Raw genomic sequence first — 16,230 nt, forward strand, 5'->3', positions numbered from 1 at the left:
ACTCACCCCAGTATCTTCTCTTTAGCAGCCTCGAACTGGGCTACGGTGTCTTTTCCAGTATAGCTCTTTATGTGCTCCCCTCGGATCCTCTCCTCATCCGGGAAGATCTCGGGGCTGTGGGGCACATCTACTCCTGCATCTACTACCCCCTTAATGGCGGCATAGATCCTGTTCCCTTTGGTGGAGGCATGCAGCCCTATGTCTGCTACTCCTCCTTCTACCCCAATAGCTAGCATCTTCTTGCCGAAGAGCAGGCCTGTAAGGTATGCTGCAGGCAGATTGCCGACAGCTGAGGAGAAGCCGAATCCTTTGAGCTCCCGGGAGTTGACCGTCAGCAGGGTCTTGTCACCCTCAAGCTCTGCCACCACCAGCTGCAGAGTGGTGCTGGCATTGCTCTTCCTGACTACAACTCTCGGTCTCTTGGATAGCAGTAGCTTGTATCTGACATGATAGTTGGTCTTGCCCTCTTTCCTTCTGCGGAGAGGAACCTTATATCTCGGTCCAGTTGCCAAGTCACTCACCCCGAGCAAGGCCCTTGGCCTTTATAAAGGAATTCATATGCGCTGTGCTCCTGTACTCTCCACCCTTGGATTTGCGGTAGAGCAGTCGGTAAGCATGCCGGTCGATCTGACCAGTATCCCGCAGCTCCCTGAGCCTCTTTCGCAGAGCCCGGATCTTGGTCATCCACAGCTCTTTGCGTGGGCTGCGAGCGCCTTTGGCACCCCTTCTGTGTCCAGGTCCCTTGCAATGGCCGTAGGCTCTCTTGGCATTCTTGGCCCTGATCCTTCCCCGGCTGTTGCCCTTCTTGGGCTTGGCTTTGATGTTGCCATCGCTGATCTGAGAGCGAATATCCTCCCGGGTGATAGCATCGCCCAGGGCGCCTGCCAACTCAGGATCGGGATTGATCCAGACCCGACTCTCGCCGATATTCAGCTCAGATGCCGCCAGCCTTCGCTGGGTGGTAAATCCCGGCATGTTCAGGCCCCTCCTTTGGGATTGAGGATCTTGAGCCCCATCTCCGCAGCCTTAGCCTGAATATCCAGCCGTTTTTTCATCCCCACGGCAGAGGCAATACGCACTGCGCAACCTTGAGCGGCTGCCAGCTCTGCCACATTGTTCACCCTAATCTCAGCCATTCCGCTGGGATGATATCCTCGAACGGCCTTTGGGCTTCCAAAGCCAGGTTGGACAACCCGGCCTTTGGCAGCTATATGCTGCCTGAGCTTATTGTGCAGGCCACGGGGCTTTCGCCAACTTGTGCCAAGCTTCTTCTTTTTATGTGAATCATGAAAGTTGAACTCGGGCTTCTTGGACTTCTGCCTGGTTCTGACTCTTAGCAATCTTTCTGCCATCCGAATTCACCTCTTGTCTATCAGGTATATCCCATCCTGGAATATCCTGACATCGAAGCCATGCACCCTGGTCGCCTGTTCGATATTGGCCATGGTCTGGCCAACATTCTCCTTGTCCATGCCTGTAATCACGACTTCGTCTTTGCCTATCTCGACCTTGGTTCCCGGCAGAACTCGAGCAGATCGAGACTTCCTCTCGCCGAGGAAGTTGTTTATGATCAACTCATCGGAAGCTGCCTTGAGCTGGATGGGGAAGTGAGAGTACACGACCTTCATCCTGTACTCATATCCTTTAGTAACGCCGGTAACCATATTGTTTATGTGAGAGGCCAGCGTTCCCACCATTGCTCTGTGGCGCTTGCGGTCGACCCTGGAATTTACGATCACCTGAAGATCCTCTTTGCGGATCTCCAGGTCGGGATAGGAGAGCGTCCGGGATAACTCGCCTTTTGGCCCCTTAACCGTGACGACATTCCTGTCCACGGAGACTGTAACTCCTTCCGGGATCTCTACCTGTCGCGCAATCTCTTTGACCATCAGACCACCTAATATACATACGCCAGGAGCTGTCCTCCCAGGGACTGGGCCCTGGCATCAGAGTGGGCCATGACCCCTTTGTTGGTGCTCAGTATTAGCACCCCAAAGTTCTTGGCAGGGAGGAATCTCTTCTCCCACTTCTCCATCTCCGTAGCCTTGGTGGAGAACCGCGGCTTGATGACACCGCAGCGGTTGATCCTTCCCAGGAGCTTCACCCGGAACATTCCTGACTTTCCATCATCGATAAACTCAAACTCGCCGATGTATCCCCTATCCGCCATGACCTTCAGGGCCCTGCCTATGACTTTAGAGGCGGGATGGATGATACATTCAGGCTTGCCTACGCTCTCCGCATTCTTTATAACGGACATCGCATCGGCCAGTGGATCCAATAACAACGCAACCACCTACGAATACTTTTCAAATCCCATTTCAGGGGCTATCTCTCGGAAGCACTGCCGGCACAGGTAGATACCGTACTTTCTAACCAGGCCGTTCTTGCGGCTGCAACGCTTGCAAACGTTTGCTCCTCTTCCATAGACCTTCTTGCCTTTCTTCATGCTGCCTCCAAGACCTCAACGCCGAACTTCTTTTTGATGAACTCCACGGTATCGTCCTGACCCAGCCTCTGCCTGCTTGGCAGCTTCTTTTTAGACACCCTTCTCCGGGCGATTCTGTAGCCGGCCCTCTTCAGAGCTACGGAGACATCCATGCCGAAGATGCCTATCTCCGGGTCATATCTCATCCCGGGAAAGTCGGTGTGCTCCTCGATACCAAAAGAGAAGTTGCCCTGCTGATCGAACTGGCTCATCCTCAGGCTGTTGCCCGCGGCTTTGAGGGCTATGGCCAGAAAGTCCTCCGCTGCTTTCCCTCGCAAGGTAAGCTTGGCGCCAATTGGCTCCTTCTTTTTTATGTTGAATGTGGGCAGAGTCTTCTTGGCCATGGAGCGAACTGGCTGCTGTTTGGTGATCGTCTTCATGATAGTCTCGGCGTTCACCAGCCTCTGACCGCTCTCTCCTACCCCCACATGCACGACGACCTTGTCGATGCGGGGCTCGAGCATTATATTCATCTGGCGGCCCCCAGTTTGATGACGGGACTGTCCGTTCCGATCATATAGACGTACTCCTCAATGGTTTCGAACTCCTTGTCTCCAGATATTATAACCCGGTTGGGCTGAGAGCTCTTCACCTTTATGATATCCTTGATCTTCCCAGTCTGGCCGCTGTGCTTTCCGCCCACGACCATGGCCAGATTGCCGACCTTGAACTCGATCCTTTCATCGATATCTTTTTCGGGTATAGAGAGAACCAGAGAGTCGCCCACTTTGTAGTCACCTTCCGCCAGCTTATTCGAGCCGTCGGATAGGTTGAGCTGCTGCTTATTGCCTCTGAGGACGGTTTTATTCTCGATCCGGGCCAGCTTTCTCGCACTTCCCGGCTCAAGGAGACTCAGATAGAACATCCCCTTCTCGTCCTTCAGCATTCTGTATTGCTGATCGAGCAGCGGCAAACCGATCACATCGAATATGCCTATGGGGAGCTTATGATCCTTCTGGGATTTGCCGTCCACCAGAACCTTGCCCTCATAAAGGACCCTCTTGGCCTCGCGGGCGTTATCCACCAGCTTGAGCATATCCCTGATCACCATCAAGAGAGGCATGCTCTCCTGAGAGGAATGAGGGCCTGGGCTGCTCTTGGGGACCCATACGCTGGTCTTTCTGGCCACCGGCCAGCTAACCGGGATAGTCAGCCTCTTCTGATGTCGGCTCATTCAGATCGCCTCTCAAAGATCTTCTCCCTCTCTGCATCCTCAAGCTCGAGCTTGACGATTACCACATTCGAGGGGTGAATGGTTCTGGGCACCTCAGTTCCATCGGCGCGGTAGTTGCTCACTCCCGCTACCTTTATGGTGCATCTCTTGATGTCTACGTCCTCGACTGCACCTTCTGTGCCGGCGTGATCTCCACGTACAACCTTGACCGTATCGCCCTTGCGGAGCTGAGCATTGCGTTTCTTCAGCTCTTCACGCAGGGCCCGGCTTAAGGGAGCATGCATGTACTTTTGACGCCGATGCAACGGTGCAGTGTACCTCTCTTTCCGCTGCTTTCTGGGCTGTTTTGTAATCATAGAATCATCACACAATTATGGATGCCGCGGAGGCGATCTTGCCGAACCTCTCCGCTACCTCACGGGCCACGGGTCCCTTGACCTCGGAGCCCTTGGGTACGCCCTCATCGTCCACTATGACGGCGGCGTTATCCTCGAACTTCACTCTGAGGCCGTCGGGCCTGCGAAACTCCTTCCTCTGGCGGATGATGACAGCTTTAAAGATCTGCTTTCTCATCTCAGGAGTTCCCTTCTTAACGGACACGATCACTATATCCCCGATTCCTGCGCAGGGCTGTCTATTTTTCACGCCTCGATAGTTCTTTACCGAGATAACGTGTAGCGTCCGCGCACCTGTATTGTCTACACAATCCAGGTATGCGCCAGTGTTGATCGCCCTTGGGATCTTGGCCTTCTGTCCTCTCATTTCAAGACCTCCACTACCACATAGGATTTGGTCTTGGAGAGGGGCCGACACTCAGCTATTTTGACACGATCTCCGGCCTTGGCTTCAAGGCATGGAGGATTGTGCGCATGGATCTTGGACTGCCTCTTCTCAAATCGTTCGTACTTCGTTGCTTTCTTTTCAAACTTGCGCATAACTACCACGGTGTTATCCATCTTGTCGCTGACCACAGTGCAACTGAAGACCTGGCCGCGTACAGGAAGGGTACCATGGAAGGGACACTTGGGATCGTTGCACTCCTTTTCCGGGGGGGCTACGTCCAGTCCGATATCCCTCATAACTTCCACCTCGTCCTCTGCATTCTTTTGCTTATTCTGTTCTCAGGCTGCGAGATCAAAACCGAGCCTGCGACCCTCGCCCTCTGCCCGTCGGGCAGGGTGAAGGTCAGGCTGGCATTCTTTTTTGGAATGCGCAAGACCTTGCGCTCTGTCTCCAAAAGGAATGTGTTCCTGGTCTCGTCCACAATCCTTCCCCTGAGCCCGACGATACCCGGCTCGCTGTTGGACTCGACCTGAACATCCAGGCCAATGAGCTCGTGTCTCGCCAGGTTCGTGGGGTTGAGCTTCACTTCCTTCGCTCCGTCTGGACCGTTTTGATCCGGGCAATCGTCCTGCGGATGTCTTTAATCCTCCCCGGCTTCTCCGGGGCGCCACCAGCAGTGACGACGCCTCTCTCGCGGATGAGCTCACTCTCGAGCTTATGCAGCTCCTCGGATATCTCTTCCGCGTTCATGTTTCTTATCTCATCAATCTTGAAGATGGCCATTTGGATCACTCATCCTTAAGGACGGACTCGCTCTCTGCCTTCTCTTCAGAAAGGGGAGCAATCTCTGTCGCGTTCTCTGCAGGCATGGATGGCTCTTCCAGGGGCTCAGGCTTGACTTCGGCCGCCTCGGGCTCTGATTCCAGGAGCTGATCCAGTTCGCTCTTCTTCTCCTCAGCGGGCGCTGGTGTTGGCGCGGGCACAGGAGCAGGAGCGGCTGATGGTGCTGGTTCTGGTGCCGGTGGCGCCTGTGGAGCTTCAATCTGGAAGTCGTCTGGCAGCCGGACATCCGGTGGGATGATCCTGACCTGACAGCCGATGACTCCCAGCTTCTTTACCGCTACGGAGTAGCCCCGATCCACGAGGTCTATGGCCGGCTTGCCGGAATGCTTGATGTAGCCGGCGATGAACTTCTCTGTTCGGGATCGTGGACCGGTCAGCTTGCCGCTGATCACTATCTCGCAGCCCAAAGCCCCTGCGTCCATCACCCTTCGCATCATGGACTGGCCGGCCTTCCGGAAGTACCAGCCCCGTTCCAGGGATGATGCCAGACGGTTGGCCACCACTCGGCCGTTGAGGTCGCCCCGACCCACATCCTGCACATCTATCTGGGGATTGTCCAGGTGGAACCTGCGATCCAAGTCACGGGTTATCTTGCGGATGAGTTTGCCGCCTTTGCCTATGACCATTCCCGGCTTTTCCGCATAGACGGTGATCTGGGTGCCCATGGGGGTGCGGTTCATCTGCATGCCGCCGTATCCTGCTCTCTCCAGCTCATCAGCCAGATACTCATTGACCAGAGCTTTGGTTATGCCCTCGGCCACGAACTTCTTCTCGACGGACATCAGCTCTTCACCTCGGTCAGGACCATCTCTATGGTCACGGTCTGGGTGTTCTTAGGGGTTGCTCTTCCCATGGCCCGGGGCATCCAGCCCTGGATGGTTCTGCCCGTGAGAGTGCCGGCATGGTAGATCCTGAGTTTCTCGGACTCCATGCCTTTGTACTCGCCGTTGGCGATGGCATTATCCAGGACCTTCAGGACCTCTCGTGCCGCCTTCTCGGGATATCTGCCTGCATCCCAGCCCATCAGGCCGTGCCTGTGGGCTACATTCCTGTTGTATCGCTTGAAGGGAACTGGCCTCTTCAAAGCGATAACATCTTCCAGATAGTCTCGGGCACGGTTAGCCCGCATGCCTCTTAGCGTCCTGCAGATCTCGCGGGCATGCTTTGGTGAGATGTGAAGCTCCATCCCCATGGCCCTTGAAGAGCGTTCTGCAGGCGTAAGCGAATAGTTCAATCTGCCCAATCTCACACCTCACTTCAGCGGCACATACTTGCTTGATCTGGTAGCGCCTACGCCTGCGGCTCCGTGCTGGACGCGGCCGCGCGTCATAGCGAACTCGCCGAAGAAGTGCCCGATCATCTCGGGCATGACCTCTACCTTCTCAAAGCTCTTGCCGTTATAGATCTCGATGCTCTTGCCCACCATATCCGGCAGAATTAGCATGTTCCGGATGTGGGTTCGAACTGAGTCTTTGTTCTTCAGGTTTGCAAGGAGCTTCTTGTTCTCCTTGGCAAGACCTCTCTTGATCGATCTGCGCTGCCGCGCTGGGAACAGCCCGGCAAGCTCCTCTATGCTTAACTTGGCGAGGTCGGCCATCTTCCGGCCCCGATACAAGAACTCTTCCTTTCTCTTGGGAAGCTTGGATCCTGCTTTCTTTGCCAAAACTATCACCTAGCGCTTACCGGTTCTCCGTGCGGCGATCGAGCCGACCTTTCGGCCGGGGGATGTATTCCTGCTGACCGTCTTGGGCCTGCCTGGATGCTGACGGCCGCCACCGCCGAAGGGATGGTCTACGGCGTTCATTGCCACCCCTCTGACCACGGGCCAGTTCTTGGGCTTGGAGCGGTACTTGAAGAAGCTCTTTCCTGCCTTAACCAGGGGCTTGTCCAGACGGCCGCCTCCCGCTACCACTCCGATGGTCGCCATGCATTTCGGGTTGAGCCATTTCATCTCCCCGCTGGGAAGCTGGACCACGGTTTGGCCTACATCATGAGCCACGAGGATGGCACAGACTCCGGAGGAGCGAGCGAACTGGCCGCCATGCCCGGGCTGCGACTCGACGTTGCAGATAGGTATGCCCTCTGGTATCTCCGAGAGAGGGAGAGTATTTCCCGGCTCGATTGGCGCAGATATGCCGCAGGCTATCTCCTGGCCGATGCAGACCCCCTCAGGGACCAGGATGTACCTCATCTCGCCGCTCGTCAGGGTCACCAGGCCCACGGGAGCAGTTCGAGCTGGGTCTCGCATAATATCCTGGACGATGCCCTTGACGGTCTCGTTCTGATCTCTTTTCAGGTGCTTGATGTCTGCTCTGTACCGGTGAGAGGGTGCCCTATACCTAGGACCTCCTGCGCCTCTATTTTGAGATATGATTCGATGTCCCATTGTATTACACCTACAGCAGTCCTAGCCTTGTGGCCAACTCGTTCGCGCTGCCCTCTCCGGCCAGCTTCACCACTGCCTTCTTCTGTCCCTGAGAGGTGATCATGGTCCTGACTGCCAGGACATCGACATCATAAAGATCCTCCAGGGCCTTTTTGATTTGAGGCTTGGTGGCATTTGTGTTCACCAGGAACTCCAGGGTGTCGTTGGAGTCGATCATGCTGGTGACCTTTTCTGTAACATAGGGGCTCTTGATAATCATTGATTTGCCTCCGGGGAGCCTTTTCCTGCCAGCTTCTCAAGGGATGATTCAGTCCATACGGTAAGTCTGCCGGCACGGGTTCCAGGGGCGAGCAGCTCTGCGTTCAGCATGTCCACGGTGACGAAGTCAACCCCTGGAAGGTTCCGGGCTGCCTTTCCCAGGCCTGCGTCGTTGCCAGCGACGATGAGCAAGCTCTTTCTGCCTTTGTATTTCCTTCCCCGCAGCTTTCCCTTGCCGGCACGGATGTGCCTTCCTGCTTTTGCCCTCAGGACGTCATCCCAGAGGCCCGCTGCCATGAGGAACTTGATGATATCCGAGGTCTTGCTAAGGGCCTCGAGATCGTTCTTGGCCACGACCGGCAGCTCTCGGGAGAACTTATGACCCCGGGCCTCGACCAGGCCGGATGAGGCGGTAGCTGCAATAGCTGAGCGGATGGCTTTTCTTCTCTCCTTCTTATTGACCTTCTCGCTGTAGACGGCGTTTGGCTGTGGCGCATGCGATCTGCGGCCGCCCACTGCCATGGGGACGCCTGCTGCTCTCCTGCCGTTCTTAAGCCTGAGAACCCTGGAGGTGCCGTGTCCCGTGCCCCAGGAGACGGCGGAGGTGTTCATGCCGGCATAAAAGTGCGGCCCATAAGCCTGAAGCCTGTTTGCTTGGGCAGCCAGAACCGCTCTCTTGATGATATCCGGTCGGTACTCCTCCTCAAAGACTGCTGGCAGCTCTATCTCGCCAGCTGCGTTTCCCGATAGATCTATAACATTGGTTTTCATTGCTTAGACCCCCTGCTTGGATTCCTGGCTCACATGGAGCAGCTCGGGAGCTTTCACGAAGTTCTTTCCTGGCCTCATGGCATGCCTCATCCGCACGAGCCTCTTGATGGGGCCGGGGACGCTTCCTTTGATCAGGATATACTGGTTCTTGATCACGCCATAGCCGGGGAATCCCCCGTCCGGAGTGATCTTCGATCCGTCGGTTCCGATGAACATGAGCCTCTTATTATATTCTGTCCTCTGGTGGTAGCCCATCTGGCCCAGCTGGGGAACGCGCCAGCTGATATGGGCTGGATGCCAGGGGCCAAGGTTGCCCACATGGCGGACTTTGCCTGTGCGAGCATGCTTTCTCTTGGCCATGGCGATTCCCCAGCGCCTGACCGGTCCCTGGGTGCCTTTGCCCTTGGTAACGGCAGAGGTGTCCATCAGGTCGCCCAGCTCAAATACGCTGGAAATCGGGACCTGCTGGCCCAGCAGCGTCTGGGCAAAGGAGAGTCTGTCATTCATCGAGCCACCGTTGATCGGCATCTCCATGATCTCAGGAACCTTCTTGGGAATTCCGGATACTAGTGTGGGATTGGTGTGCACCAGGACGCGGACATCGGCGATATCATCGCCCAGGGCGACCAGATCTCCGGGAGCGGTTCCTCGGGTCTTCTTGGGAACGGTCATCGCTCGGGAGAGCTCCGGGCTTAGGTTCTCTGCCCAAAGCTCGCCTGCCGGGCGTAGGCCGCCATTGTAGCTCTCGTAAGCGCGCACAGCCACCACGTTCATGGGGGGGACCTCAAGAACGGTCACGGGGGTGCTGATCTCCATGCCCTCGGTGAGGCTGCGCGGTCGGTCATCTATCATCATAACATGGGTCATGCCTGCTTTGTAGCCGGCGAAGCCTGCTATCCTGGCCTTGTCCTCCTCGAGCCAGCTTCTGATTCTGGGGACCTCGCTCTTGGCCCTCTTTCTGGGGCTGTAGGCCAGCGAACCTCGTCTAGGTCGGTGTATTGTTGCCATTTAGTCCTCCAAACTCATCAGGTTGAGAAGGGCGAGGGTGGCGAAAACCGCTTCCTCCACTCGAACCGTCTCTGTTCCCTGATGGGGAATGGTGTTGATCATTTCATACCTCTTCATTGATTCTTTACTCAAGAACGCATCTAGCCCTCGTGCGGGTGAGCCAAAGGCCACCGCAAGGTCGCGTTTGTTGCCCGATTGGACCAACTCCAGAAGTGCCTGGGGCGTTATAGCCCGACCGCTTCTGGAGGCAAGAACGATCCGGGTATCTCTCATTGATTCCAGATAGCTCTCCAGGCTATCCACTACCTCGGTCTCGTACCCCCAGTAATGGGGTATATCCTTTTGGTCAACAGGCTCAGCGGCGAGCGGTTCCTGCGAAAAGATTCTGACGTTTAGGCGTTGCCCTACCGGATACTTTTCTCCGGTGCGAAGGGGAATTGGGCGATTGATTCCGATTTCCACCCATACGCCGCCATCAGATCCGACGCTTTCAACGACTGCTCCGACGCGAAACTCGCCAATCTTGAGCGATTCTGATTTTGAGTTGATGGGATGATGACTTGTGCGCAGCGGGGGCAGCATTCCCACGTGGCGCAGCTCCTCTTTGCGGGGGATGAGCAGCTTTCTCAGATATTGGGGGGTTTCCATGTAGCGCAGGATCATGGATATGAACCGGGAATCGTTGTATTCCTGGTCCCGGTAGATCACTATGCGGCTTACACGGAAGACTGCTGCTGCCCTTGCGATCTGGCCAACTTTGAGCGTGTTGACACGCGTATCCCTGCTCTCCATGGTGAGAGAGGACGGGATAAGGATGGCTCTCTCGCAGCGTCCAGTCATCAGGTTTTCCCTCCTCACAAGAGAGTGGATATATAAAAAGGTTTGGAAGGGAGATAACGGACGCGTTCCGATAATCGCTCAGTATGGGCTGAGCCAAAATACCTATCAACTCACCGGAATATCAAGTTATGCTCAAAGCCAAACCAAATATTAACCGATATCTGATTTAGGATGCCAGAAGTGATTTACTAGCCGGATATGGCCGGATTGTTCGAGCGCTACCGGGATATCCTGACTCCGGAAGAGCTCACATGGATGCAGGAGGCGATTGATCGCTTCCTGTTCACCCCATGATGGAAAATAAAAAATACTTGTTATCAACAATTGTCATGTATGAATATCGTTAATATTGCGGCCATCCTGGCATTCTTCATAATATCTGGAATTGTCGTTGCTGCTCCATTGCCACTTCAGTTGATAGTCAACAATGATACGATGCAATGTGCGAGTTTCCTGCCAGGGGATGAGTGCATGGACTGCACGCCGCCCGATGGCTGGGAGATATTGGGTCCATATGGCCCTTGCCCGGAAGACTACACACTGGTTACTGTAAGGAGCAATTGCCAGGGCTTTGAGAATGAGCGTTGCTGCACAAAGTGGCATTCAGGGGCATCAGGAGACTGCCAAAACCTGGTTAAAAATGATTTGACCAGGGAATGCGCCCTTGTGGACGATGCGGCAAACCGCACCCTCCTCTCTGGATGGATGAAGATGCCCGAAAATGCCGCCAGCTGGTTATGCCCGCATGACTACAACTGGACGACACTCACAGGAACCATTCCCGCCAAGGTTGCTCAATACGGCCCAGTAAATGTAGCCTCTGTGACAAACGAGGCTGATTTTCTTGTAAGCCTCGTCAACAATGTATCTGGCTGGACCTGGCTGACGCAACCCGGTCAATCTGCAGCCTGGACTTTTTATAATCTGCCCACCAATCGGAGGCTTTACATTTATCTTACTCCTCTGGTAACTCGTCCTTCTGGAAACGGCGGAGGCAGCGGATATTCAACCGATGTGAGGATAACATATGAAACTCGAACCAGGAACATAAATTCGACCGTTTCGCTGAAGAACACCCATCCTGAGTTCCAGATGCCTGCAGACACCATGGGTTGGGGCTACCAGGCAATTGGCTACTTGATGATCCCTGCCGATAAGATTCCCTTTGATGGGAAGGTCAAAGTAACTCTTACTAAGTCTGCCAATGCTGAACATATAGCTGTCAATAAGGAGTGCTGCACCATTGAGTATGTATGATCATTTACCAAAAACCGATATCTCACAATCGATATATAGAAAGACGGCAATACCAGCATTAGCATGGATTCGGGTTCATTTGATTCATGCAGAGGATTTGATTATGGGAATAAAAGAGAGCTTTACCGCTGAGGAATGGAGGGGCTTGGTCAGCCTTCCTTATGCCGTATCAATGGCGATTGTCCTGGCCGCACCCTCATTACTGGGCACGTTTCACGAATCTAAGGCGCTGATCACTGAGCCGGCCAAGCTTGCAGCTTCTGCCAGCAGCGATCTGGTCGGCATACTGTCAGGCGAGATCCAATCCAGAGGAAGAGAGCTGATCGATGAGCAGAAGGATCTATTCAAGAAGGACCAGAACGGCTTTAGATCTAGGACCATCGAGGCCTGCAGGTCGGCCGCAGCCGCCCTTACCAAGGTCTCTTCAAAAGAGGCTGCTGCCTACAAAGAGTGGGTGCTGGCGATAGGACAAAAGGTTGCAGAGGCTGCGAAAGAGCAGGGCGTAGCGGTCAGCGAACCGGAAGAGGTACTCCTTAATGAGGTCTCCGCTGCTCTTGGCTCGAGCGCATAAAATATATAAACCCATTTCATCCCCTCTTTTTGGCCAGCACCCTTTTGGCGATCTTTTCCTCGTTCCAGTCCCTGAATGTCCTCCCCTTCATCGCCAGATTTAGGAATATCAATGCAAAAAACCACAGCCCCAATCCGATTATGACCGGGAACACCAGCCAGAACAAGAGCACGATCAAAACGAGCCCTAATATGAACAGACAGGCTGCTATTCCGCCATAAAGCAGCCTTCCGGAAGGATTCAGCTTCCCCGGCATAATAGATTAATTGACCTGTAAGCTATATAAACCGATCAGTCCAGTCCCCATACATCCGACAGCCGATGAATATGACCTGGCTAATAGAGCCTCAAGGCCGGTCACAATTCTTTTCAGGCCCATCTCTCTATCTCCAGAACTGCCACCATCGCTTTTTATAAAAGCTGTCCAATCCATCCCCACTTCATTAGCAGGGCATAGAGAGCCCCTGGATTGCCTGCCCCAGAAATCATCATTCTGTCTTTTGTATCTTATTCATACTTTCTATTATGTAAAAATGCTTTTCAGCTATCAATTTCTAGCAAAAATACTTAAACTTACACGTAGTAGATTCCCAATATGGCAGGAGTCTTCGAGCAGCTCACCAGGCGTCATAAAAGGGCAGTTCATGGAGGCCTTGAGGCAATGGAGCTGGAGGCAGCAATGGAGATCCTGGCGGAGGTATTCAGAATCAACCTGGAGGAGGTAGAAGATATGATCTCCAGCCGCCTGCCGGAGGTACAAACCGAAGCTCGCCAGGAAGAGGGACTGTGGCCGCAGGAGTTCTGGTTGGAGAGCTAAAGCATTTTTAACAGATCATGCGTTTCCGGACAGGTCAAATGAGGCCCGCCCTTCCGGCGGGCCATATAGCAACCGATCAACGATCTGCTTTCCCTTGCGCAGCCGCCAGATATGCTAGCTGCGACCCATCAGCTGATCTACAGTGCTGGGGCGCAGGGGTAGAGAGGGCTCCGGTCTTTAGGCCGGAGATGAATCGTACCCCGCCCTACGCTATGAACCTTAATATACTATAACAGCGTAGAACTGTACATGCTTAAGGCTTACAAGTTCAGGCTTTATCCCACAAGGTCTCAGATAACCAAGATGGAGCGAACGCTGGACTTGTGCCGATGGACATACAACCAGACTCTAGCATACAGAAAGAACGCCTGGGAGAATGAAGGCAAATCAGTTTCCAAATATGAAACGAACGCTCTTCTTCCTGGTTGGAAAGAGGATAAACCCGAACTGAGAGACGTATATGCTCAGACCCTTCAGAATGTTCAGGAGCGGGTAGATCTAGCCTTTAAAGCCTTTTTCAGAAGGGTTAAGGCGGGAGAAGAACCCGGATATCCAAGATTTCGGGGAAGAGGTTGGTACGATTCATTTACTTATCCACAACCTGAGAAGGGCGGCAATCTTGTTAACGGCATGGTACGTCTTCCCAAGATAGGCGATATCAAGATCAAGCTCCATCGCCAGATAGAAGGCAAGATCAAACGGCTGACCGTCAGAAGGACAGCCACAGGCAAATGGTTTGCATGCTTCTCCGTCGAAACTGAAGATGTTCCTCTCCCCCCCTGGAAAGATGGGGCTGTAGTAGGTATTGATGTCGGCCTTGAGAGCTTCGCCACCTTTTCCAATGGTGAGACGATAGCTAATCCTCGATTCTTCCGAGAAGAAGAACACGAGTTAGCTAGAGCCCAAAGGAAACTCTCTAAGGCTCCTAAAGGAACTCCAGATCGCAAGAAAGCTCTTAAGGTTGTTGAGCGAGTCCATGAGCGGATAGCTAACAAGCGATATGAGTTTGCCCATCAGGTTAGTCATAACTTGGTAGATAGATTTGGTCTAATAGCTTTTGAAGATCTTAACATCAAAGGCATGGTTCATAATCATTGCCTGGCTAAAAGCATCTCAGACGTAGCTTGGAACATGCTAGTGACTTTAACCTCTTACAAGGCTGCAAGTGCCGGTTCGGTGGTGGTCCTGGTAGATCCAAGGAATACGTCTAAGATGTGTTCCAGGTGTGGTACTCTCATTGAAAAGTCGCTGTCTGATAGAGTCCATAACTGCACTCAGTGCGGGCTGTCGATGGACCGGGATTGGAACGCAGCGATAAATATTCTCAGATTGGGATTGCAATCTGTCGGCACAGGAAGCCGTGGAAGCCCCGCTCTTTAGGGCGGGGAGCAGTCACTGCCAGAAACAGCACCACCCCAACGGCAAGGAAAAGAAGAGCGAGCATCCACCAGGGCAGAAAGGCCACCACAATAATCCTGAGCCGGGAGAGGATAAACCATAACACAAACAGGGCAACGATCGCAAGCACAAGAGCGTAGAGACGCTCCTTTGTCCTACCGACCATACCTGGCAGATATGATCAATCATATAAATAGGTGATCTAATCCTTTATGCTGTCCCTTTGACCTTCATCAGCCGGGATATATAGAGCCTGGCCCATAAATAGCTCAGGAGGCTTCCTGCTATGTTTCCAAACACGATTCCCCACCATATCCCCTCCTGACCCAGCCCCAAGACCATTCCCAGGATGAAGGCTACCATTGTAATGAGAACCACATCTCTGAGGACATTGAGCAAGAGGGAGGTGAGACCTTTGCCCGCCCCCTGGAAGAGGCAGGCGGACATTATTCCCGGGGACATGAATGGGTAGAACAGGCACATCACATGCATGAATGCCACCATTGTTCCGGCAAGGTGAGCGCTCTCGGGAGTATAGGTGAAAAACATGGTTATCTGAGGGGCAAATATGCCGGTGATGAGGGCGGTGACCGTTCCAATGGCGAAGCCAAGCTTTGTGGAATAGTTATGAATAACCGGCAGGTTGCCATATCTTCTGGCGCCGATTGCTGCTCCTGCCACAGAGATCTCTGCCGTGGCAATGGCGATCAGAGGAATGGTGGCCATCATTATCACCCGCCAGCCTGCAGTATAAACAGCTACAGCGTCCGTTCCCGAAACCCGAACCAGCATGCTGTTGATGATGATGGCATCTATGGAGTAAAGGAGGAACTCGACGCTGGCCGGAATCCCCACCTTGAGGATGTCACTCATCACTTTTCTGCTGGGGACAAAGGCATTCCGGGACAGGGAAACGTAGGTGTCCTTCTTGACGATCAGCCAGTAGATCTGTACCATGGCCACGATCAAGAGAGAGATGACTGTGCCCCATGCTGCTCCTGCTATCCCCATCCCCGCCCAGTAGATCAGAATGGGATCCAAGACGGCGTTGATCAGCGATCCCGCGCCCATGGCGTACATGGTGCGTTTTGTATCCCCTTCTCCTCTCAGGATGGCATAAGCGATGTTGGTGAAGACCATAAATATGGATCCGGAAAAGACGATATTGCCGTACTCCATGGCCAGACCAAGAGAGGAGCCTGCACCCATTGCGGAAAGGAGAGGCTCCAGGGTTAAGAGGAGGACTGCTGTCAGTATCATTGAGACCAGCAAAACCAGCAGGAGGGCATGCATGGTGGTATTATCCGCCCCTCTTTTGTCCTGTGCCCCTATCCTGCGGGAGATGGAAGAAGAAACCCCTGCCCCCAGGCCGTTGCTCAGGCCAACCACCACCATGAATATGGGGGTCACAAATCCTACTGCAGCCAGGGCATCCGATCCCAGGCCTGCCACCCAGACGGCGTTCACCAGATTGTAGGCGGCAAGGATCAACATGGCGACGATCATAGGGCCGGAGAGCTTCAAGAGGGCCTTTTTCGGCTCTCCGATCAACAGGGAAACCCCTCTGGTAATCTCTTTTTGGGCCTCTTCCTCCCTCGCTTCCATCCCACCGCTCATCCGATCACTGGGGCCCTTT

General features: G+C 53.9%; 27 protein-coding genes. 4 read left to right on the forward strand and 23 right to left on the reverse strand.

What is annotated here, in order from left to right:
* Positions 1-2: 2 nt before the first annotated feature.
* From MCON_RS11405 to MCON_RS11505, 21 genes are read right to left on the reverse strand one after another with little or no spacing between them, the layout of a single operon-like run.
* Positions 3-512, reverse strand: a complete 510-nt coding sequence (locus MCON_RS11405; RefSeq protein WP_013720116.1) for a 50S ribosomal protein L18 — start codon at positions 510-512, stop codon at positions 3-5.
* Position 513: 1 nt separating this feature from the next.
* The gene (locus MCON_RS11410; protein ID WP_013720117.1) at positions 514-975 is read right to left on the reverse strand and encodes a 50S ribosomal protein L19e; all 462 of its coding nucleotides are present in this window, start codon (positions 973-975) and stop codon (positions 514-516) included.
* Between the two features lie 2 nt (positions 976-977).
* Positions 978-1,352, reverse strand: coding sequence for a 50S ribosomal protein L32e (locus MCON_RS11415; RefSeq protein WP_013720118.1), 375 nt, complete (start codon positions 1,350-1,352; stop codon positions 978-980).
* 6 nt (positions 1,353-1,358) lie between these two features.
* Positions 1,359-1,889: a 50S ribosomal protein L6 gene (locus MCON_RS11420; RefSeq protein ID WP_013720119.1), complete on the reverse strand. Its 531-nt coding sequence runs from the start codon at positions 1,887-1,889 to the stop codon at positions 1,359-1,361.
* Between the two features lie 8 nt (positions 1,890-1,897).
* Positions 1,898-2,287, reverse strand: a complete 390-nt coding sequence (locus MCON_RS11425) for a 30S ribosomal protein S8 (protein ID WP_013720120.1) — start codon at positions 2,285-2,287, stop codon at positions 1,898-1,900.
* Positions 2,288-2,296: 9 nt separating this feature from the next.
* Complete coding sequence (locus MCON_RS11430) at positions 2,297-2,449, reverse strand: 30S ribosomal protein S14 (protein WP_013720121.1); 153 nt, start codon at positions 2,447-2,449, stop codon at positions 2,297-2,299.
* Positions 2,446-2,952: a 50S ribosomal protein L5 gene (locus tag MCON_RS11435; RefSeq protein ID WP_013720122.1), complete on the reverse strand. Its 507-nt coding sequence runs from the start codon at positions 2,950-2,952 to the stop codon at positions 2,446-2,448. The genes MCON_RS11430 and MCON_RS11435 overlap by 4 nt, the downstream gene beginning before the upstream one ends.
* Before the next feature lie 5 nt (positions 2,953-2,957).
* A complete protein-coding gene (locus MCON_RS11440) occupies positions 2,958-3,662 on the reverse strand; it encodes a 30S ribosomal protein S4e (RefSeq protein WP_013720123.1) in 705 nt (234 codons plus the stop codon).
* Entirely contained in the window at positions 3,659-4,018 is a 360-nt protein-coding gene (rplX, locus tag MCON_RS11445) for a 50S ribosomal protein L24 (RefSeq protein WP_048132396.1), read from the reverse strand. The genes MCON_RS11440 and rplX overlap by 4 nt, the downstream gene beginning before the upstream one ends.
* 7 nt (positions 4,019-4,025) lie before the next feature.
* Positions 4,026-4,424 carry a 50S ribosomal protein L14 gene (gene rpl14p / locus MCON_RS11450; protein WP_013720125.1) on the reverse strand — a complete coding sequence of 133 codons (399 nt, stop codon included), beginning with the start codon at positions 4,422-4,424 and terminating at the stop codon, positions 4,026-4,028.
* A complete protein-coding gene (locus MCON_RS11455; RefSeq protein ID WP_048132398.1) occupies positions 4,421-4,741 on the reverse strand; it encodes a 30S ribosomal protein S17 in 321 nt (106 codons plus the stop codon). The genes rpl14p and MCON_RS11455 overlap by 4 nt, the downstream gene beginning before the upstream one ends.
* Positions 4,738-5,031: a ribonuclease P protein component 1 gene (locus MCON_RS11460; RefSeq protein WP_013720127.1), complete on the reverse strand. Its 294-nt coding sequence runs from the start codon at positions 5,029-5,031 to the stop codon at positions 4,738-4,740. Before MCON_RS11460 ends, MCON_RS11455 begins: the two co-directional genes overlap by 4 nt.
* Positions 5,028-5,228: a 50S ribosomal protein L29 gene (gene rpmC / locus MCON_RS11465; protein ID WP_013720128.1), complete on the reverse strand. Its 201-nt coding sequence runs from the start codon at positions 5,226-5,228 to the stop codon at positions 5,028-5,030. Before rpmC ends, MCON_RS11460 begins: the two co-directional genes overlap by 4 nt.
* A 5-nt stretch (positions 5,229-5,233) precedes the next feature.
* Positions 5,234-6,070 carry a 30S ribosomal protein S3 gene (locus MCON_RS11470; protein ID WP_013720129.1) on the reverse strand — a complete coding sequence of 279 codons (837 nt, stop codon included), beginning with the start codon at positions 6,068-6,070 and terminating at the stop codon, positions 5,234-5,236.
* The gene (locus tag MCON_RS11475; RefSeq protein WP_013720130.1) at positions 6,070-6,531 is read right to left on the reverse strand and encodes a 50S ribosomal protein L22; all 462 of its coding nucleotides are present in this window, start codon (positions 6,529-6,531) and stop codon (positions 6,070-6,072) included. Before MCON_RS11475 ends, MCON_RS11470 begins: the two co-directional genes overlap by 1 nt.
* Positions 6,532-6,540: 9 nt before the next feature.
* On the reverse strand, positions 6,541-6,951 hold the full coding sequence (locus MCON_RS11480) for a 30S ribosomal protein S19 (protein WP_048133247.1): 411 nt from the start codon (positions 6,949-6,951) through the stop codon (positions 6,541-6,543).
* 9 nt (positions 6,952-6,960) lie between these two features.
* Positions 6,961-7,674 (reverse strand): 50S ribosomal protein L2, encoded by a 714-nt coding sequence (locus MCON_RS11485; RefSeq protein ID WP_013720132.1) that lies wholly within the window; start codon positions 7,672-7,674, stop codon positions 6,961-6,963.
* 10 nt (positions 7,675-7,684) lie between these two features.
* A complete protein-coding gene (locus MCON_RS11490; protein ID WP_013720133.1) occupies positions 7,685-7,933 on the reverse strand; it encodes a 50S ribosomal protein L23 in 249 nt (82 codons plus the stop codon).
* Positions 7,930-8,703, reverse strand: coding sequence for a 50S ribosomal protein L4 (gene rpl4p / locus MCON_RS11495; protein ID WP_013720134.1), 774 nt, complete (start codon positions 8,701-8,703; stop codon positions 7,930-7,932). The genes MCON_RS11490 and rpl4p overlap by 4 nt, the downstream gene beginning before the upstream one ends.
* 3 nt (positions 8,704-8,706) lie before the next feature.
* Complete coding sequence (locus MCON_RS11500) at positions 8,707-9,711, reverse strand: 50S ribosomal protein L3 (RefSeq protein ID WP_013720135.1); 1,005 nt, start codon at positions 9,709-9,711, stop codon at positions 8,707-8,709.
* Positions 9,712-10,551 carry a putative RNA uridine N3 methyltransferase gene (locus MCON_RS11505; protein ID WP_013720136.1) on the reverse strand — a complete coding sequence of 280 codons (840 nt, stop codon included), beginning with the start codon at positions 10,549-10,551 and terminating at the stop codon, positions 9,712-9,714. It abuts the gene before it with no gap.
* Between the two features lie 333 nt (positions 10,552-10,884).
* Here MCON_RS11505 and MCON_RS11510 point away from each other — a divergent pair, with 333 nt between their 5' ends.
* Both MCON_RS11510 and MCON_RS11515 read left to right on the forward strand, forming a co-directional pair.
* Entirely contained in the window at positions 10,885-11,808 is a 924-nt protein-coding gene (locus MCON_RS11510; protein WP_013720137.1) for a hypothetical protein, read from the forward strand.
* Between the two features lie 103 nt (positions 11,809-11,911).
* On the forward strand, positions 11,912-12,379 hold the full coding sequence (locus MCON_RS11515; protein ID WP_013720138.1) for a hypothetical protein: 468 nt from the start codon (positions 11,912-11,914) through the stop codon (positions 12,377-12,379).
* Between the two features lie 16 nt (positions 12,380-12,395).
* On the opposite strand, the gene MCON_RS11520 is transcribed toward MCON_RS11515, so the two are convergent.
* On the reverse strand, positions 12,396-12,635 hold the full coding sequence (locus tag MCON_RS11520; RefSeq protein WP_048132400.1) for a hypothetical protein: 240 nt from the start codon (positions 12,633-12,635) through the stop codon (positions 12,396-12,398).
* 339 nt (positions 12,636-12,974) lie between these two features.
* On the opposite strand from MCON_RS11520, the gene MCON_RS11525 reads away from it, so the two are divergent.
* Both MCON_RS11525 and MCON_RS11530 read left to right on the forward strand, forming a co-directional pair.
* Positions 12,975-13,196 (forward strand): hypothetical protein, encoded by a 222-nt coding sequence (locus MCON_RS11525; RefSeq protein WP_013720139.1) that lies wholly within the window; start codon positions 12,975-12,977, stop codon positions 13,194-13,196.
* Positions 13,197-13,445: 249 nt separating this feature from the next.
* The gene (locus MCON_RS11530; RefSeq protein WP_013720140.1) at positions 13,446-14,576 is read left to right on the forward strand and encodes an RNA-guided endonuclease InsQ/TnpB family protein; all 1,131 of its coding nucleotides are present in this window, start codon (positions 13,446-13,448) and stop codon (positions 14,574-14,576) included.
* 228 nt (positions 14,577-14,804) lie between these two features.
* Here MCON_RS11530 and MCON_RS11535 read toward each other — a convergent pair whose 3' ends face one another.
* Complete coding sequence (locus tag MCON_RS11535) at positions 14,805-16,199, reverse strand: MATE family efflux transporter (protein ID WP_013720141.1); 1,395 nt, start codon at positions 16,197-16,199, stop codon at positions 14,805-14,807.
* Positions 16,200-16,230: the final 31 nt, after the last annotated feature.

Origin of the sequence: Methanothrix soehngenii GP6 (genome assembly GCF_000204415.1) — an archaeon.
Classification (GTDB): domain Archaea; phylum Halobacteriota; class Methanosarcinia; order Methanotrichales; family Methanotrichaceae; genus Methanothrix; species Methanothrix soehngenii.

Coding starts and splice junctions, on each gene's coding strand:
- MCON_RS11410 (WP_013720117.1), bottom strand. CDS start 975: ATGCCGGGATTTACCACCCAGCGAAGGCTGGCGGCATCTGAGCTGAAT.
- MCON_RS11415 (WP_013720118.1), bottom strand. CDS start 1,352: ATGGCAGAAAGATTGCTAAGAGTCAGAACCAGGCAGAAGTCCAAGAAG.
- MCON_RS11420 (WP_013720119.1), bottom strand. CDS start 1,889: ATGGTCAAAGAGATTGCGCGACAGGTAGAGATCCCGGAAGGAGTTACA.
- MCON_RS11430 (WP_013720121.1), bottom strand. CDS start 2,449: ATGAAGAAAGGCAAGAAGGTCTATGGAAGAGGAGCAAACGTTTGCAAG.
- MCON_RS11435 (WP_013720122.1), bottom strand. CDS start 2,952: ATGCTCGAGCCCCGCATCGACAAGGTCGTCGTGCATGTGGGGGTAGGA.
- MCON_RS11440 (WP_013720123.1), bottom strand. CDS start 3,662: ATGAGCCGACATCAGAAGAGGCTGACTATCCCGGTTAGCTGGCCGGTG.
- rplX (WP_048132396.1), bottom strand. CDS start 4,018: ATGATTACAAAACAGCCCAGAAAGCAGCGGAAAGAGAGGTACACTGCA.
- rpl14p (WP_013720125.1), bottom strand. CDS start 4,424: ATGAGAGGACAGAAGGCCAAGATCCCAAGGGCGATCAACACTGGCGCA.
- MCON_RS11455 (WP_048132398.1), bottom strand. CDS start 4,741: ATGAGGGATATCGGACTGGACGTAGCCCCCCCGGAAAAGGAGTGCAAC.
- rpmC (WP_013720128.1), bottom strand. CDS start 5,228: ATGGCCATCTTCAAGATTGATGAGATAAGAAACATGAACGCGGAAGAG.
- MCON_RS11470 (WP_013720129.1), bottom strand. CDS start 6,070: ATGTCCGTCGAGAAGAAGTTCGTGGCCGAGGGCATAACCAAAGCTCTG.
- MCON_RS11485 (WP_013720132.1), bottom strand. CDS start 7,674: ATGGGACATCGAATCATATCTCAAAATAGAGGCGCAGGAGGTCCTAGG.
- MCON_RS11490 (WP_013720133.1), bottom strand. CDS start 7,933: ATGATTATCAAGAGCCCCTATGTTACAGAAAAGGTCACCAGCATGATC.
- rpl4p (WP_013720134.1), bottom strand. CDS start 8,703: ATGAAAACCAATGTTATAGATCTATCGGGAAACGCAGCTGGCGAGATA.
- MCON_RS11500 (WP_013720135.1), bottom strand. CDS start 9,711: ATGGCAACAATACACCGACCTAGACGAGGTTCGCTGGCCTACAGCCCC.
- MCON_RS11505 (WP_013720136.1), bottom strand. CDS start 10,551: ATGACTGGACGCTGCGAGAGAGCCATCCTTATCCCGTCCTCTCTCACC.
- MCON_RS11510 (WP_013720137.1), top strand. CDS start 10,885: ATGAATATCGTTAATATTGCGGCCATCCTGGCATTCTTCATAATATCT.
- MCON_RS11515 (WP_013720138.1), top strand. CDS start 11,912: ATGGGAATAAAAGAGAGCTTTACCGCTGAGGAATGGAGGGGCTTGGTC.
- MCON_RS11520 (WP_048132400.1), bottom strand. CDS start 12,635: ATGCCGGGGAAGCTGAATCCTTCCGGAAGGCTGCTTTATGGCGGAATA.
- MCON_RS11525 (WP_013720139.1), top strand. CDS start 12,975: ATGGCAGGAGTCTTCGAGCAGCTCACCAGGCGTCATAAAAGGGCAGTT.
- MCON_RS11530 (WP_013720140.1), top strand. CDS start 13,446: ATGCTTAAGGCTTACAAGTTCAGGCTTTATCCCACAAGGTCTCAGATA.
- MCON_RS11535 (WP_013720141.1), bottom strand. CDS start 16,199: ATGGAAGCGAGGGAGGAAGAGGCCCAAAAAGAGATTACCAGAGGGGTT.